The organism is Priestia sp. SB1 (genome assembly GCF_038898415.1).
Window position 1 is genome coordinate 522,012 of the sequence record NZ_JBBJSS010000002.1, and the last position, 16,058, is coordinate 538,069.

The 16,058-nt window shown below is 31.6% G+C and carries 21 protein-coding genes; 12 read left to right on the forward strand and 9 right to left on the reverse strand.

Translation table 11 applies throughout. The annotated features are described in order from the left end of the window. Positions 1-179: 179 nt before the first annotated feature. A complete protein-coding gene (locus WKH56_RS08165; RefSeq protein ID WP_342835210.1) occupies positions 180-380 on the reverse strand; it encodes a hypothetical protein in 201 nt (66 codons plus the stop codon). Positions 381-554: 174 nt separating this feature from the next. Between WKH56_RS08165 and WKH56_RS08170 the strand changes: the two genes are divergently transcribed. Next, positions 555-974, forward strand: a complete 420-nt coding sequence (locus tag WKH56_RS08170; protein WP_342835211.1) for a DUF2283 domain-containing protein — start codon at positions 555-557, stop codon at positions 972-974. 181 nt (positions 975-1,155) lie between these two features. Here WKH56_RS08170 and WKH56_RS08175 read toward each other — a convergent pair whose 3' ends face one another. Further along, positions 1,156-1,617, reverse strand: coding sequence for a hypothetical protein (locus WKH56_RS08175; RefSeq protein WP_342835213.1), 462 nt, complete (start codon positions 1,615-1,617; stop codon positions 1,156-1,158). 453 nt (positions 1,618-2,070) lie between these two features. Between WKH56_RS08175 and WKH56_RS08180 the strand changes: the two genes are divergently transcribed. The 3 genes from WKH56_RS08180 to WKH56_RS08190 all read left to right on the forward strand — a co-directional run bounded on the left by WKH56_RS08180 (position 2,071) and on the right by WKH56_RS08190 (position 5,993). Then, positions 2,071-2,427: a PH domain-containing protein gene (locus WKH56_RS08180; protein WP_342835214.1), complete on the forward strand. Its 357-nt coding sequence runs from the start codon at positions 2,071-2,073 to the stop codon at positions 2,425-2,427. 254 nt (positions 2,428-2,681) lie between these two features. Continuing rightward, entirely contained in the window at positions 2,682-4,562 is a 1,881-nt protein-coding gene (locus WKH56_RS08185) for a phosphoadenosine phosphosulfate reductase domain-containing protein (protein ID WP_342835215.1), read from the forward strand. Between the two features lie 318 nt (positions 4,563-4,880). After that, a complete protein-coding gene (locus WKH56_RS08190; protein ID WP_342835216.1) occupies positions 4,881-5,993 on the forward strand; it encodes a hypothetical protein in 1,113 nt (370 codons plus the stop codon). A gap of 100 nt (positions 5,994-6,093) precedes the next feature. Here WKH56_RS08190 and WKH56_RS08195 read toward each other — a convergent pair whose 3' ends face one another. Then, a complete protein-coding gene (locus tag WKH56_RS08195; protein WP_342835217.1) occupies positions 6,094-6,411 on the reverse strand; it encodes a hypothetical protein in 318 nt (105 codons plus the stop codon). A 312-nt stretch (positions 6,412-6,723) separates the two neighbouring features. Between WKH56_RS08195 and WKH56_RS08200 the strand changes: the two genes are divergently transcribed. Then, positions 6,724-9,066 carry a class I SAM-dependent methyltransferase gene (locus WKH56_RS08200; protein ID WP_342835218.1) on the forward strand — a complete coding sequence of 781 codons (2,343 nt, stop codon included), beginning with the start codon at positions 6,724-6,726 and terminating at the stop codon, positions 9,064-9,066. Between the two features lie 415 nt (positions 9,067-9,481). Here WKH56_RS08200 and WKH56_RS08205 read toward each other — a convergent pair whose 3' ends face one another. Both WKH56_RS08205 and WKH56_RS08210 read right to left on the reverse strand, forming a co-directional pair. After that, positions 9,482-9,703, reverse strand: coding sequence for a hypothetical protein (locus WKH56_RS08205; protein ID WP_342835219.1), 222 nt, complete (start codon positions 9,701-9,703; stop codon positions 9,482-9,484). A 107-nt stretch (positions 9,704-9,810) separates the two neighbouring features. After that, positions 9,811-10,026: a hypothetical protein gene (locus tag WKH56_RS08210; RefSeq protein ID WP_342835220.1), complete on the reverse strand. Its 216-nt coding sequence runs from the start codon at positions 10,024-10,026 to the stop codon at positions 9,811-9,813. Between the two features lie 256 nt (positions 10,027-10,282). On the opposite strand from WKH56_RS08210, the gene WKH56_RS08215 reads away from it, so the two are divergent. From WKH56_RS08215 to WKH56_RS08225, 3 genes are all read left to right on the forward strand, one after another. After that, positions 10,283-10,462, forward strand: a complete 180-nt coding sequence (locus tag WKH56_RS08215) for a DUF8096 family protein (protein WP_342835221.1) — start codon at positions 10,283-10,285, stop codon at positions 10,460-10,462. Between the two features lie 201 nt (positions 10,463-10,663). Continuing rightward, positions 10,664-11,302, forward strand: coding sequence for a GIY-YIG nuclease family protein (locus tag WKH56_RS08220; protein ID WP_342835222.1), 639 nt, complete (start codon positions 10,664-10,666; stop codon positions 11,300-11,302). 142 nt (positions 11,303-11,444) lie between these two features. Then, positions 11,445-11,723 (forward strand): hypothetical protein, encoded by a 279-nt coding sequence (locus WKH56_RS08225; protein ID WP_342835223.1) that lies wholly within the window; start codon positions 11,445-11,447, stop codon positions 11,721-11,723. 478 nt (positions 11,724-12,201) lie between these two features. On the opposite strand, the gene WKH56_RS08230 is transcribed toward WKH56_RS08225, so the two are convergent. The 3 genes from WKH56_RS08230 to WKH56_RS08240 form a co-directional block, all read right to left on the reverse strand. Continuing rightward, positions 12,202-12,468, reverse strand: a complete 267-nt coding sequence (locus tag WKH56_RS08230) for a hypothetical protein (RefSeq protein WP_342835224.1) — start codon at positions 12,466-12,468, stop codon at positions 12,202-12,204. 107 nt (positions 12,469-12,575) lie between these two features. Then, positions 12,576-12,734 (reverse strand): hypothetical protein, encoded by a 159-nt coding sequence (locus tag WKH56_RS08235; RefSeq protein WP_342835226.1) that lies wholly within the window; start codon positions 12,732-12,734, stop codon positions 12,576-12,578. Between the two features lie 75 nt (positions 12,735-12,809). Further along, on the reverse strand, positions 12,810-13,592 hold the full coding sequence (locus WKH56_RS08240; RefSeq protein WP_342835227.1) for a hypothetical protein: 783 nt from the start codon (positions 13,590-13,592) through the stop codon (positions 12,810-12,812). Positions 13,593-13,997: 405 nt separating this feature from the next. Here WKH56_RS08240 and WKH56_RS08245 point away from each other — a divergent pair, with 405 nt between their 5' ends. Both WKH56_RS08245 and WKH56_RS08250 read left to right on the forward strand, forming a co-directional pair. Beyond that, the gene (locus WKH56_RS08245; protein ID WP_342835228.1) at positions 13,998-14,195 is read left to right on the forward strand and encodes a hypothetical protein; all 198 of its coding nucleotides are present in this window, start codon (positions 13,998-14,000) and stop codon (positions 14,193-14,195) included. 33 nt (positions 14,196-14,228) lie between these two features. Beyond that, positions 14,229-14,477 carry a hypothetical protein gene (locus WKH56_RS08250; RefSeq protein ID WP_342835229.1) on the forward strand — a complete coding sequence of 83 codons (249 nt, stop codon included), beginning with the start codon at positions 14,229-14,231 and terminating at the stop codon, positions 14,475-14,477. 76 nt (positions 14,478-14,553) lie between these two features. Here the strand turns inward: WKH56_RS08250 and WKH56_RS08255 are convergent, their stop codons facing one another. Further along, the gene (locus WKH56_RS08255; RefSeq protein ID WP_342835230.1) at positions 14,554-15,021 is read right to left on the reverse strand and encodes a GyrI-like domain-containing protein; all 468 of its coding nucleotides are present in this window, start codon (positions 15,019-15,021) and stop codon (positions 14,554-14,556) included. Positions 15,022-15,246: 225 nt separating this feature from the next. Here WKH56_RS08255 and WKH56_RS08260 point away from each other — a divergent pair, with 225 nt between their 5' ends. Both WKH56_RS08260 and WKH56_RS08265 read left to right on the forward strand, forming a co-directional pair. Further along, positions 15,247-15,456 (forward strand): helix-turn-helix transcriptional regulator, encoded by a 210-nt coding sequence (locus WKH56_RS08260; RefSeq protein ID WP_376186657.1) that lies wholly within the window; start codon positions 15,247-15,249, stop codon positions 15,454-15,456. 3 nt (positions 15,457-15,459) lie between these two features. Continuing rightward, the gene (locus WKH56_RS08265) at positions 15,460-15,861 is read left to right on the forward strand and encodes a hypothetical protein (RefSeq protein WP_342835231.1); all 402 of its coding nucleotides are present in this window, start codon (positions 15,460-15,462) and stop codon (positions 15,859-15,861) included. Positions 15,862-16,058 lie beyond the last annotated feature (197 nt).

Below are 16,058 nucleotides of genomic sequence, written 5' to 3' on the forward strand. Positions count from 1 at the left end.
AGGGCTATCGACAAGTGTTAAATATGAAAATAAAAAGTCGTAGAATAACAACATAATATTTTTATATAATATATTTTTGGTGAAAACCCGTGATTTTTAGCATATTAGCTATTAAAAGTTATCTCCTGAAAATAATTTGGCTATATTTAAACTAAATAATGTCTTCGTTTTCTTTAAAATTAGTAGCCTTTTTTCTTTTTTAACCTATTAAAAGTCTTCTGTAAATCTGGAGAATTGGGAAATACTGATTCAGCATCAAGTGCCCAGAAATCAAAAGAGTAGTCGCCTAACGGAAACTTAATTGGACTATCTTCGTATGGCTTTAGCTCCTCTAATTGTTGTTTTACAAAATCAGAAAGTTCTTTAGAATTATGGTTCATATATGATCCCCCTTAATTACATTATATACAGTTTAAATATACAGTTTAAAAATTGAATTATATTTTAGCATTAAATACAAATAAAACATTGTTTTACAAAAATGACTTAACCATATACTATTAAATTGTTAAACAAAGAGAGTAATTTACACAAGTAATTTCTAAGGAGTAAAAATGATAAGTTCTTTTAAACACATTACATATGATAAAGAAAGTAAAATGGCTTATATATACTTAGTTGACCCGTTAAAACACAGAATAGCAAGCACAGAAGAGTTAGAACAGAATGATGAAATTGTTCTTGATTTAGGAGAGAGTTGTCCGATTGTAGGTATTGAATTAGAGGGAAAAGCGGCTTCGCAAATTGTAACTTTACCTGAACACCCTAAATATAAGAAAGTAACATCAAAAGATGGAAGTATAAATTACATACTGCTATTAAGTAATCAAGAAATTAAAAGAGAAGTGCAATACCCAGGCGTTAACACTGTGACATTTCTTTTTGCCAATCAGGAATGTGAGGAGTTTGTTGGGATCTCAATTGTAGAGAGTAAGTGGTATTGTGAGGCACATTTTCTTGGTGGAAATAGTTAAGAACATAAAAAAGAGAGGGGAACAAAGCCTCTCTTTTCATTTTGCAAGCTATTCTTTACTTGCAATGTCTAAAATTTATGTGCAATTCAGGAAGAACGTGTCAAATAACGCGTTTCGAATAAAGTATATATTAATGACTACTATTTGTAAATAACTCCAATAGATAAACCTCGTATTAAAATCATTTTACAACAATGTTTCCTACGTATTGAGCTTGACCTCTATCTGTGTAAAGATCAACTTCAATAACGTACTTTCCTTTTTCTTTTGGAAAGCTGAAAGTTCTATCTTCCTCGTTTAGTTTAAGCTCCTGTTTCTTGTTGTTTTTGATTACGGAAACAGTTAACCCACCTATAGAAAAATCTTGACTGTCGAATCTTATATTTCCTTCTGTTTCTGTGCCTACTGCTAAGGACTGCTGTTTCATAGCTAATTTGGAAATGTCTTTTGTCTCTTTCTTATAAGGTTCGTTATTTTCTCCTTTCCAATCTACGTTAGCCTCTTTTAGTTCAGTGTCAATAATGTCATTTACAGTTGGAGATATAGTAACAGTGGGTGGGGAGAAATCGTAGTCTTCACCAAAGCAACCTCCTAAAGGTAATAGAGCCATAATACCAAGACACATCTTTAAGATATTCTTCATAAAAGATAACTCCTTTCTTCTTTGTTCTCTGTATAAAAGAATTGCTACTATGTATATTCTGGTCTTTAAATACTTTTAAAGATATATGTTCAAACTCCTAGTAAAGATTACTTTTCCAAAGTAAAAAGGTCCAAAGTAAAAAGGAGCGGTTACAGCAGTACCGCTCCTTCTTCGTATATCAATGTGTGCAGCATTGATATCCATTAATATTGTTGTTCTACTTGGAAAAAGTAAGTGAGAATAAAATATAACATAAAAATTAAATTGTGTAAATTTCTTAACTATTATGCTTTTATGTATCAATTTTACATATTACCTAAACAGAAAACCTCGTATTATATAAGTCTATAAAGAATAATCTAAACACCTTTAATTGGATAAATTCTATATAATAGGAGAGAAGTTATTTTTAAGATGTGCACGCATTGGCAATCTTTAAGGGAGAGTTAATCTATGAAGGCAAGTTTGGTAACAGCAAAGAAGTATTTAAAAGAAAATGAACAGTTATTATCCTCTCTATATTGCAAGATTCACCTTAATAACATTAGTAGATCAGGAATTTTGGTAGCAACTACAGAAAGACTGTTGTTTTGTGCAGACGCAATAGTAGGAAAAGGATATAAATGGGATTTTTTATACTGTGAAATTTCCAATATTAGCGAAAATAAAGGGTTTGTACTAGGAACGACTCCATTTATTAAAAAGTTACTTGTGTACACCCAGGAAGAAATAGTGATTTTTGAAAACTTTTCTAATTCATACGAAGTAGATGAGTTTTTAAAATTAATTAAGTTAAAAATAAACAAATAAAAAAAGAGCGGTGGAATGGCCGCTCTTTTTTGCATTAATTAATGTGCATACTCATTAATCAAAGGTAGAAATAAAAATGACAAATCTTTTGTTAGAATTTATACAGCAGGTTAAATAATAACATACAGGATAATATACGTAAAGTTAGATATATAATCCTTTAATGGCTTTAATTCGTTGTTATTTCTCTTTTTTTCACACATACGCCCAATATTTTTTACAATCATAAAAAATATTCAAAAGGTGTGATTGAATTGGCAACGGAACAATTAACTTTGGATTTAAGCTACATTAATACTTTAGACACAATAAATTGGGATCTAGAACCTGCAGGAATGATTAATAATGAGGGCAGTGAGTTTGACGAACTTTATGATACATTGCGTCTATTAGGTGAATTAAATTCTGGAGAATTTGAACAAAAGTTTGAAGAGATTATCTCTTTCTTAGAAGAACTTTATTTTAAAGAAGATAAGGAATGGATGGTAACCTATTCTGGAGGAAAAGACAGTACTTTAGTGTTGGTTCTAGTCTTTAGGATGTTGAGTCGCCTAACTAAAGAGAAGCGATTTAAACGTGTTCATATTGTGAGCGCGGATACAAAAGTAGAAACATATCAAATGAGTACATACTTAAAAAAGAATTTACAATTAATTAAGCTTTTTGAAACGGAACTAAATCTAGTTGTGCATCTAGTTGAACCAGACCTAAAAAACTCATTCTTTTGGAATGTTATAGGTAGAGGCGTAGTAGCTCCTAAGCCACCTTCACCTTTTCAGTGGTGTACAAAAAAGATGAAGATTAATCCAATGAATGAAAAAACGAAAGAAATTATTTCACAAGCTCCTGTTGACTTAACAGAAAACTTACTTGAAAGCGAAGATGTAGATAAGGAGCAAGAAAGACATTACGATGTCATAATGATGCTAGGAAGTCGTTTAGATGAATCTAGTAAACGAGCAAAATCTATAGAAAAGTATTCATCAGAAGAAATGTACTTTGGGTGGAATCCGGACTTCAATAATGTAAAGATGTGTTATCCGATTAAAAAAGTAATAACAACTGATTTGTGGGCTTATATTATGACCGAAGAAAAGCTTCCTTGGGGACTACCTACTGCAGAACTGTATGCAATGTACTCAGATGGTACGGAATGTCCAATGACTAAAACGGAGCTTGCAAGTGAAAAAGGCTGTGGCTCTACTAACAGTCGAAATGGTTGTTGGGTCTGTCTCTATAGTGGATCCACCGACAAAATGTTAGAAACACTTATTTCATCAGGGCAAACTGAGGTACAGTATTTAGCAGACTGGAAAAGATTTTTATACGATGTTACATTTGATATTCGTTACCGCGAATCTCTTAGACGTATAGAAGTAAAACAAAACAATAAAAAGTTGGTTCAATCTAGATTTGAAACGTTAGATATGTTTAACTTTTTAGAAGATGATCCAATTGTATACCGTTACAATCAGTATAAACTTGGTGGGAAAGAGGAGTATGAACCAGGTGGTTTTACCATTGAGCTGCGTTTAATTCTACTCCAGAAATTGCTTTATACTCAGGAGATGGCGGGCTATGAGTTAATTTCAAACGAAGAATTATTTGCTATCTTAGATAACTGGAAAGAAGAAGGTTATTTGATTCCGGAAGAGGAAATTAAACCAGTTAATCATCAATACGATGGAGCCTTAGTGTTTGCTAAGGATGGTGAAATTAACTACAAAGAAACAACTAACAGCAATGATACTTTCTTTGTAGAAGTACACTTACGCTACAATGAAATGGATATTAAAGAATTAATTAAAGAAAGACAAAGAGCAACAGGAAAGAGCTTTTATTGTTTCTTTAAAAATCAAGACCTTAAAAATCATCACGTTGCTTATCACACCTTAACTATCGTTGTCTGTAAAGAGGAAATAACAACTCAGACAGATGCTGAAAACCTTGTTTACAATTGGTTGTTTGGTAAGGATGTAAATCATTTAAGTAAACCTGTGCCTTATAAGGATCAAGATCGTTTTAATAACTCATTAATTGTTAGTGCTATTAATAATGTTCTACCAAACATTGGTGAAATACCAGCAGAATTTGCTGAGTTTGTAAAAGATTTAACATTAAAGAACTTAATGTAATATTAAATATAAAAGCGGCTAATTTATTAGGCTGCTTTTTCTATTGTTTTATATAATTAAAAAGTTTATCTTCGTAAAGTTTCTGCATTTTTATAAATAAAAAAGATACTCCCCCGTTGTTATAGGGATAAACGGGGAAATCAACAGAGGAAAGTATTGTTTTTTGCAGTTCTATGCTTTTTAACAATTTTAATAGTATCTATTTTTATAAGAATGAGTACAACTACAATAAACGGTGTATAGAACCCTTCATTTGTAATGCCTAAATAGAAGAGATAAGATATAATTATAAATAAAAAATGGATAAGAGGGATAATTATGGGTGGGAAAGACGGTGCAAGAGGTTACTTATATCAAACTATCGCTTCTGTTTTAGAATCATTACATAATGATGGTTGGAAATATGTGAAAATTGAGCCTAATACTCCAAAAGAAAAAATAGATGTTTTATGGGAATATAAAAATAGCAAGGAAAAAGCGGTACAAGTAAAATCTTCAATCAATAATTTGAGTAAGGCTGATATTAATAACTGGCTAACGGAATTGGCTGGCGACGCAAGTAGTGTTGAAAAAATATCGCTGCTTTTAATAGGAACTGTCAATGATACTACCAAGGCTTTTCTTAACAAACTAAACAACCTAAATGAACTTAGTCAAGAGGAAAAAGAAAGTTTAGAAATTCCATTTTTATCTTCTTATGAGGGCGACGTCTGTATACAATTAGAAAATTTTGAACATAAGGCTTTAGAAGCAAAGATAAACACAGCGCTAGATAATTTCCTGACGAAGAGAGGATATATTGCAAGTTTTCCTCAAAGGGAAATGATGGTAGGAGCTATAATTTATCAATTTTTCGGATTTACAATGAGCGGGAAAAAAGTTAGTAGAGAAGAGTTTGAAAATAATATCTTAGAGTGGGTGCGTTTTAATTACCCTCAAATAACGAATTCAATTCATACAAATTATCTTCCATTTAAAGTTGCTGAATATGATTACAGAAAAATGCTGGAGCTAAGCGACATATTCTACAGCCTTCATCAATTAGATAACATTATAATTGTGGGGAGTAACAAGGTTCACGATGGGTGGGCAAATTTTGTAGAAGGCTTGGATCAATATTGGAAAAACTCTTTTGGACCATTCATAGATGGTAAAAACCAACAATTATTTTCCGAGCTACTTTTAACAATAAATAAATATGCAAAAACTCTTTCTAATGCTTCAGACCCAACGCTTATGCAACATTACAAGGAGAATCCTATTATTAAAATTTGGGGAGAAGATCTCTCTTTAAACGTTTATGGTATTAGTCAAGTGGAGTTCTCCGATATAAAAATGCAAGCAGAGAAATGCTTAGAGTGTTGGGGAAGGTTAAAAGCGGAAATAGAAAATCGGTACTATAGAGAGAGGGCAAGGGGCATTTATTTGTAAATAAGTGTTTTGATTAACTCGTATATAAAAATTCTGACAAAAGAACAAAGTTGTTCATAAAACTTTGTTCTTTTGTGTTAAAAAAAGTGTTTTTTATATTTTAGTTTTCATTAAACTCAACTTCCAACTCTGCCATAGCTGCTAACACCTTATCTAAGTCCTGACCCAGAATATGACAAGGATAAAGTTCTCTAATTTCCTTTTTTCTTCTTGCTAAATCAAAGTCAGAAGTAGTTCCGTACTGTACAAATGGAACACAAGCTTTATGGTAATTACCAGCATCCGCTTCTCTCCAATGGACAAGTCCATAAAATATTCTATAGTACCGTTTTTGTCCCTTTAATTCTCCCGCACTAGAGGGAATAATTCTGTGTCCCCATTCCTGATATATGCCATCCTTAATCCCTTGAGTTCTCATACTCACATCATCTCCTTATTTCTTATACATAAAGATACTCTCGTTGTTTATGAATGGCAAACAACCATATCGACTGTTTTTGTTATGAACTTCCTATGCCGTCGCTATAAAAATCTTTAAATTTCTCTCGTTTTCTTAAAGATTTAAATTATTAAAGTTTAAAGAAAACGATTTGCATAACTAAGTCATATACCTGCAATTTAGTTAGTTGAAGGGTGTTCTATAGAAGTAACAAACAATTTTAATTTTTTACCTCCAAAAATTAAAAATTCCATTAGAATGAGAAAAATAATTTTTGAGGTGTGTGAGACTATGAATAACAATCCAAACTTTTATCCAACTCCAAAGGGACTACTTAAAAAAATGACTGACAGTATTGATTTTAAATACATTAAGAGTGTGTTGGAACCAAGTGCAGGTAAAGGAAATATTGCAGAATTTATTATTGAACAGCATAAGGAGGCTCACTCTTACAGAGGACGTTATTATGATGGTGGAAAACTTGATTTAGACGTTATAGAACTTGATTCTAACCTTCAACATATATTAACGGGAAAGAAGTTTAGACTGGTACACAATGATTTCTTAACTTACCCATCAATGAAGCGTTATGATCTAATAATAATGAATCCTCCTTTTGATAGAGCGGACGAACACTTGCTTCAGGCAATTAAAATGCAGGAAAAAGGCGGTAAAATTGTTTGCTTAATGAATGCTGAAACAATAAAAAATCCATACTCAAATACAAGGAAAGACTTAAAGCGAAAGTTGGAAGAGCTAGATGCTGAAGTTGAATTTCTAAAAGATTCATTTGCTAAGGCTGAACGTAAGACAAACGTTGAAGTTGCAATGATTAAAATAGATATTCCACAAGCTGAACTAAAGAGTACCATAATTACAGGTATGAAAAGTGAGGAACAATACAAGTTTTATGAAGAAAACGAAGAAATAGGAAAAGACTTAGTAATAGATGAATTCCTAAAAAGAATTGTTGAACATTATAAATTTGAGGTAAACGCTGGTGTTCGTTTTATAAATGAATACCATAGTATGAAACCTAATTTTATTAATAGCTTTAAGGAAGATAGTTTTAAAAAAAGCATTTTAACACTTACTGTAGATGGAGATAGTCATTCTGAGTCCAACAGGGATATGATTAATAGCTACATAAAGTCAGTTCGCTATAAATATTGGGAAACTCTGTTTACTAGTAATCAATTTAACGATCTGTTTACTTCGGCTCTCAGAACTGAATATCACAATCGAATTAGTTCATTGGTTGATTTTGATTTTTCGTTGTATAACATCTATAAAATACAAGAAGAAATTAGCAAAGCATTAACAAAAAGTGTAGATGATAGTTTAATTGAATTGTTTGATGAGTTTTCACACAAACATTCTTGGTATGATGAAATGAGTAAGAACATTCATTTATATAACGGATGGAAAACCAATAAAAGTTGGAAAATAAACAAGAAAGTTATTATCCCTTTGAGAAGTTACTCTACTTGGGACAAAGATAGACTTGAAATTAGCTACTATGATGTAGTAAATAAACTAACGGACATTGAAAAGGTGCTTAATTACTTAGGGCAAGGCTTAGTTAATCACGATGAGTTACGTTCCACGCTACAAGCTGCTCAGGATAAATGGAGAAAAGCTCAAGATAGCGGGGATAAAAAGATGATAAAAGCAGCCGAACCTAAAAAGATTAAGTTAAAATACTTTATGGTATCCTTCTTTAAGAAAGGAACCTGTCATATTGAATTTACGAACCAAGAATTGCTGGATAGATTTAACCTTTACGGAAGTATGCAAAAAGGTTGGCTACCACCGACTTACGGTAAAAAAGAATATGCTGATATGTCCAAAACTGAACAAAAAGTAGTAGATGAATTCCAAGGAGAAGCAGAATACCAGAAGGTAATGGATAACAAAGAACTGTATCTCCCTGAATACACTACGATTAACCTTATGGGTAAAGGATTACCCGCTCTTGAACAATTACAACAACCAGAAGAAATCAATGTTGCTTCTAAAGTAGTTCAAGAGGAAACTGATTCTGATGTTTCTGAGACTATTGATGTTGCTGAAGTTTTAGTAAGTGAAGTTGTAGTAGAAAAAAGCACCGAATCAGAAAAAACAGTTGTCGGTCCAGTTAATTCTGTTGATGATCATAATGTTAATAACAAACTGGACGTAGCTATTGTTGAATCTAATGAAGTTACATCTTCTGAAATTAATAGCGCACCAATTGAAAAGCCTAATTTAACAAGTGCTTTAGGTGAAAATGTGACTCTTATTACTAAAGTTGAAAAACCAAAGAAAAGCTCTCAACCAGTAAAAGAGATTATTATTGATGCTGAAGATGTAGAAGTTGTCTTACCAAGTGCTGTACAACAGGCGAAAGAAATTGCATCTAGTACCAATGTGAAAACTCCTTTGTTACTGTGTGCTCCTGTTACAGAAGTGGCTGAAATTGTTGAAGCTAAACCACTTGAAGACAAAAGTACAAAACAAAACTTAAAAGAAATAAACATAGAAGATAAAGAAATAAAAAAGAAGTCAAAACCTGAAGATACATTACCTGAATTTATCTCCATTAATAAAGAGGTTAAAGAAGGTGAGAATATTCAACTAGGTTTTGCAATTTAACCTTATAAAAACAACAGACTGCTTACACACAATTAAGCAGTCTTTTTTTATTTCAATACTTGATATAAGGTTAATTAGAACTATATTTTTACTTTAAATAGCATCATTATAAATCTTTAGTTATAGTATAATTTATAAAAAGTGTTTTGGAATAAATTATGCTGAGGAGAAAAAATGATAAAAAAATTAAGATTGTATCTATTTAATAAAGCTGTGTACTGGTATATGAAAGAAAGGAAAGAATATAGAGAGAAATATAAGGAAGTCTACGGGAAGTATCCTGACTAAACAAACTCTACATACAAACTACCTAAAAACCCCTACTCAATTAGTTGAAGGTAGGGGTTTTTATACTTATATGTATTTTGTTTATGCACTTTCACTTAAAGTAAGAGTAGGGTTTGTTAAGTGTGAGCTACCTTTTAATAAGTGCAATAATTGAGTCAATCTTTTCTAAAACTTGTGGTGTACACTGTTCTTTTGGGATATTAGAAACTATGTCATAAATAGCATTTAATCTATCCTCTTTAGCATCGACTGCTCCAAATACGCAACTAATTTCTTCTGGAGCAATTTCACTAGTGTTAATCCACTTATTTTCAACGGCTTTTAAATCAAACTTATTAATATCAAACACAATTTTCATATCCTTTCGGTGACTTCAGTATAAGTAATTAAGCAACTAATTATAGCAAATCCTGCTATTGCTTTGGGAATTAGATTTAAATCTCATTTCGAGTCTAATTATACGCGAAGAGAATTGCTAATAGAGCTGTATATGGCGCTTGGATAGCTCTTATATTCCTCGGTTGCTTCATATATGTCAAAACTAACAGTATTAATGTTAGTTAGATCATAACGATTTAACAGATCGATTAACTGTTTACCGCTCAAGTAATTAATTTTTATTGATTTGTTATTAATAATTAAAACTTCATCAATTCCACGATCAACTACCACTAGTTTTTTATTCATTTAATTTTCCCTTTCTAGATGCCTATAAAGTGGACTTTGAGCTCATTATACATAAATGTACCTTGTCGTTGTAAAAAACGTCTGTGCACCCTTAAAAACCCTTAAAACCTATGCGTATTTGTCTCTCAAACTATGAGTTAATAAAGATGTTTGTCCAAAAGGTGTAACAAACCAGGTATAGCATTAAGACGCTTTTTGTTATAATGAATGTAACAAAAATAATTAGAAGAGAGTGTTCTTATTGGAAGAGAAGCAACAGGAAGAAGTTATAGATCTTAATAAAGTTTATAATTATGAGGAATATCCAGATAAAAGAAGCGGCCGGTGTGATAACTGCAACTCAGCTGCATTCAAAAACTCCATAAAAGGTGGAGTGTTCCTTAGAGAATGTAATCAATGCGGTATGAAGAAGAGCATTTAAATATAAAGGATTATGAGGGGAAGTTTTATTGCTTCTTCTTTTTTGCGATTTTAGAAGCTCTAGTTCAGGTTATATATACTATATATGTGCTATTTTAAATCTAAATCCGGTGTTTAATAAAAATACGTTTTGTTCTCTAAAATCAAAGAAAAGGTTTGTTATTTAAATGCATTCAAATCCTTGCTAAATGGAGTGAAATAAATGAGAAAGGAATTATTAAAAGCTGGAATATACGCCATTATTAATAAACGATTAAAAATGGTTTACATAGGAATAACTCAAGATTGCTTTTTAGTTAGATGGATTGAACATTTAAAGCGTATGCCTATGTACTTACATAATAACGATAGAACAAGGCTCTATTTGGCTAAAGATACGCAGTATATTGTGTTAAAAGAAATAGATGTTGCAATAAGCGATAAAAAGATGTTTTACGAATTAGAAATAAAGGCTCAGGAATTTTATAAGGAAAGAGGCTGGATAGTATTATCAACCTCAACTTACAACAAAGCTACTGAGTACTCACCTTGGAATTCTACCATAGAAGCAAAGAAAAAACGTTACAGACGAGCTATTAGTCATATGGTTGCTACTATTGGTAAAGAAATTAACCAAAGTGAAGTTGTAGCTAGGCTCTATACAGCTCATCACAATGAGGTTAACCGTTCATTTGATACCTATATGTGTAACAAACCAAGACAAACCACTATAGAGGAATTAGGAGCCACTGAGCTCCAGCTTATAATGTTAGATTTATACCCGCGATACAAAGTAAAGTCCACTGATAAAATGCGTGAACAATACATACAGACAGATAGACAATTAGATTTATTTACGTGAATTGTGAATCTTTAAGAGTGACTAATAAACACAAGGGGGATTACAAATCGAAGAAAAGCGCCACTTTAAAACAATTAGTAAGCTAACGAAAAACTCTATAACGGAAATACGCAATTATGATACGTTTGAGGAAATGCTAGAAGTGTATGGAAAGAAAAGTGATTATTACGAAATTAAATTTCTAGACTCTGTTGATGATACAGAACTGGTACAACATTTCATTAATGGTGAGAATCAGAGAAAAGAAAAAGTACTAAAGGTTCCGGATCAACCTCTGAATGACGAAGACAATTTCTTAACTAGGTACTTTAAAGCTGCTCCTAGTCGCAGGGAAAACCAAGTTGAATTATTTATTGATGCACTATCTGGAGAAGATACCTCTAAACCAAAAGTTTCGGTCCTTAAAGGTGGTAAGGATTAAATTTTTAAAAAACCAATTGTAGATGGAAGCATTCGATACATTGTTTAAGCTAATAAAGAAAAAAGACGATCAGAACTTTGATCGTCTTTTTATTGATTGTTTCGTTGAAATTATTTGCTGTTCCAAAATCTTAGTAAGATAAAAAAGCAACGAATATCAGTTGGAAAGATGCAGATTATGGTTGAATTATTAACATATGTGGTTTGTAAATAATGCCACTAGTGTCTTTCTTTTTGTTTGCGGTCATCTATCCAAATTAAAATTCTTAAGGATAACAAAATCAAAAAACAACAAAATGTAAAATAACCAGGCCATTCAATACCTTTCCATACAAGGTTAACAACCATAGAGGAAAGAATTAAAGTGAACGCAATTACATAATAACTACTTTTAATAATTTTCAAGTTTTAACTCCTTTGCATTTGCACGCATTATAGAACTAATGTGTTAGTTATTACATATAGAATAACATTTAAGATTAGACAGTTTTACCAGGAGTATTTTTGTATTTTGTAAAAAAAGCCGCTAACAGTAAGAAAAGCACACCAATCCCCCAACTAATAATACCAAAGTTGTTTAATAGGAGAGACACAAAGCAGTTTAAAGAAAATAGGAGCAAAAACAGATTCGACATAATTGTCTTCATACGAACGTTGCCATTATTATTTTTCTTCTCAGTTGAAATTGCTGTTAAAAATGCGCCTATAGCAAAAACGGTCATAATAACTATAAAAAATAGTTTCAATTTAAAAACTCCTTTATAACATTATTTAATGAATATAGCGGATAAATCTAATTTCAATATAAAACAAAAACCACTCCTCAATAAAAAGGAAGTGGTTTTTGCTTTGCCTATCTTAGTTTGGCTCTTGCTATTCCTGTAACTATAAGGCTTGTAACAAAAATAACTACAATTCCGATATTGCTTGGGGTATGAAAAAATATTTTAGAAACGGCTAAAGCAATAATAAGTCCAATAGCTATAATTGATAATTCTTTAATTAATTTCAATGCTAACACCTCTTAAAAAATAACAATCAGGAAAAGCTTAACATTCTTGGTAAAGTAATTTCAAATGATAGTAGGTTATCCGAAGAATTGTGTGCAGATTTCATTAGCACTTGCTTTACCATATTGTGATTCAATGAAAGCACATAGGCCAATACATACAGCAGCTCCTACAACTCCAAATAGAGCTCCGCACGTTAAACCACAACTTGCTAGTCCACCATTAGTAACAATGTCACCAACTAAGTCTTTACATTTACTTAACTTGCTATCTGCCTTTACTGCCATCGTTGATACTTTTGCTGTTGAATCATTATATGCTTTAGTTAATGTTTCAGTAGTAGGAGAAGTCTTGTTCTCAAATTCGTTAGGATCAATAACTTTTCCGTTTTCATTGTTGATTAATTTACCATCACTTTGGACAGTGATATTTGCCATTAAAATGCCATCAGCAAACATTTTATATTTTACGTCGCCTGTTTCTTTATCAACGTTTACTTCACCTTTATATGTAATAAACACATCTTCTGTATTTAAATTAACATAGTGCTGATAAGTGTTGCCTTCAGATGAATATTGAACTAATGCTACCTTGTTTGTGTCGTCGTCTAATACTGTTACAAATAGTGTATTAGGGTCTACTGTTAGTCCTTTAAACTTAGATTTAACAATATCAAATGCTTTGTCTTTGTCTTCTTGAGATCCTTGCGCTTTAACTGTTTCGTGGCAAGATGGACATTCTACAGAGTCGAGCATTTTTTCGCTGTTTGTAGCTGCTAAAGAACTGCTAGCAAACGTAAAAACTAGTACTGCTGACATTAGAGATAGAATCCATTTCTTGCTGTTTCTGATGAAATCCATCAAATTCCTCCTTTGTATTTGTAATACATTAGAAAGTCTAACATAAGACATTTTTTATCGTAAATTGTATATTATACCTATTTTAGGAAGGGTGTAGGCAATGTAACAATATGGGTTTTTATTAATAACGGTAATAAATTTCACCGTTATTTAAATGAAAAAACCAAATATTTAGGACGTTTTGCCCTCGTTTGATGTCACCTGTAAAATCCAAAAAATAGTGTAAAAATTTTATAAATGTAATAAAAGTAATCTGTTATAAATAAGACATAGTTAAAAATACTTGGCTTTCTCTTTAACTCGTAATTAATTTTCAAGTGTTTATTTCTGCTTTTTCCCCTAAAACAAAAAAATCGCATTAGAATTGTTACAGTACTTAGTAAATTAACAAAAGGAGACCTGATAATGATTAAAGTAAAAGCGCTAACAACTGATGAATCTCTAAGAGTAACCCAAGGAAAAGTTTATCTAGCCGAAGAAAATGATGGTGAAAAAGAGTTAATTATTTTAGATGATGATCAAAGTAGAAACTCAAGTGTTGCATATCACAAAAAGGGCTATATGTACGATCAAGATTTTCAGAAGAAATTTTTATGCTTATAAACATAGAAACAAGAACTTACTGGAGGAATTACGATGAAGAAAGAAAAAACGTTTGTATATGAGGGGTTAGTGTTTGAGCCTTATAAATTGTTACAAGGAGAAGAGGCTACGCTTTTCAATATAAATCAAAGAAGAGTTCATTCAGGCCTTACGCCAGTTAATTGGGACAGCGAAACATTCTTTCAAGCTGCTCAAGTGGTAAATGGAAAAGAGTATGATTTATTTAAGGTAAAAGGGATAGTTGTTTTACCAGGAAAGACTAGTCTATACGAATATAAATAACAAAACAAGAGCTGCTATGAATTTAATAGCAGCTCTTTATTTTAAGTAATTGGATAAGATGGGTGTAGATAACTATTTAAAAGGTTTCTATAGGAATCCATATTTCCATTTCATATCCGCTAGACTCTTCTTGCCCAAACATATTAATATCTACTATTTCGATTTCAGGCATCCCAGGTTTCATTGTGTAGCCTTTTTTATCAAATGTATCCCATAGCTCTCTATATGTATTAGAAATTGTAGTAGCGGGCCCAGTGTGTTTGAATACAACATAATTTCGCAAAGGGAAAGTGTGAATGGTCATTCCTTCTCTAATTTCACTATAGAGAACAGCATCTATTTCTATTCCGCACGTATAGAAATAGTGATCGCTACGTGGCGGTAAGCATACACCTATAATTTGTTTTGGATTTTTATTAGAAAAAGATAAATAAGCTTTTTCCCACAGTTTAGGGATTGGGTACGCAATATCTTTAGTCCACTTTCCCGCGTCACTAAAGCCTACAATCACAAAATCTTCTTTAATGATCTCCTTAAATTCCAAAGTTAACCCCGCCTTTTTAAAAAAGATTAGATATCAATTATAAAAGAGAGAGGATTTTTAAACTTAACCATTCTTGCTAATATTCCTGGTAATAGAAAAAGCTTTACGTTTAAACTACACCGCTTACATTTCACACCTATAATATGTAAAATATGTTTGACTTTTCTTTTTAATTATCATAATATGGAAATGTAAAAGATGTTTTACTTTTAAAAAGACGAGTTGATAAACGTGAACAATCGAATTAAAGAACTTAGAAAGGGTAAAAAACTGTCGCAAGAGGATTTGGCAAACGTTTGTGAGGTTTCAAGACAAACCATTAATGCTGTTGAAAAGAGTAAATATGATCCTAGTTTAGAATTAGCTTTTCGTTTAGCTGAAAACTTAGGAGTTAGTGTTAATGAATTGTTTTTGTATAAAGAACAGGAGGGGTAAACAATGAAAAAAGAAACGTTAAACAATTTATTAGGCTATGGTTTTTTAACATTAGTAACTTTGTTTGCTGCATCAATGTATATAACTGATTATAAGAACGGTCTTAAAATAGAATCTAGCGGTGTCTTAGGAATAGTAGTGTTAGTAATGGGGTGGGCACAGTTTATTACTTGGGGAAATAATAAAAAAGCCCAAAAAGATGAACTGGGTAAAAAGATTACAACGGTAAGCGCAAAAACAAGTTACCATATTTTGAATATAAGTCTTTTTATTCTCTGGATGGCTGATTACACAGTGTTTAATAGAGAGAATGATTTTGGGAATATTTCTTTGTTTGTAGCTGTATGTCTCTCTATGTTGGTGTTTCCAATAGTACAGTTAATTTCAGCAAGAAAATATAGATAAAAGCATAATAAATAGCAGTATGAGTACAGATAGTTAGTAAGAAAAGAACCGACTTAATTTAAGTTGGTTCTTTTCTTATTTTAAACATAAAAAAGAGAGGGGTTACCAATCCCTCTCTTAAAGAGAATATTCGAGGATTCTCTTATGCATTAATTGTTAGTGGAGAAACAATTAGTGCAGAAACTTTTTTTACCAAG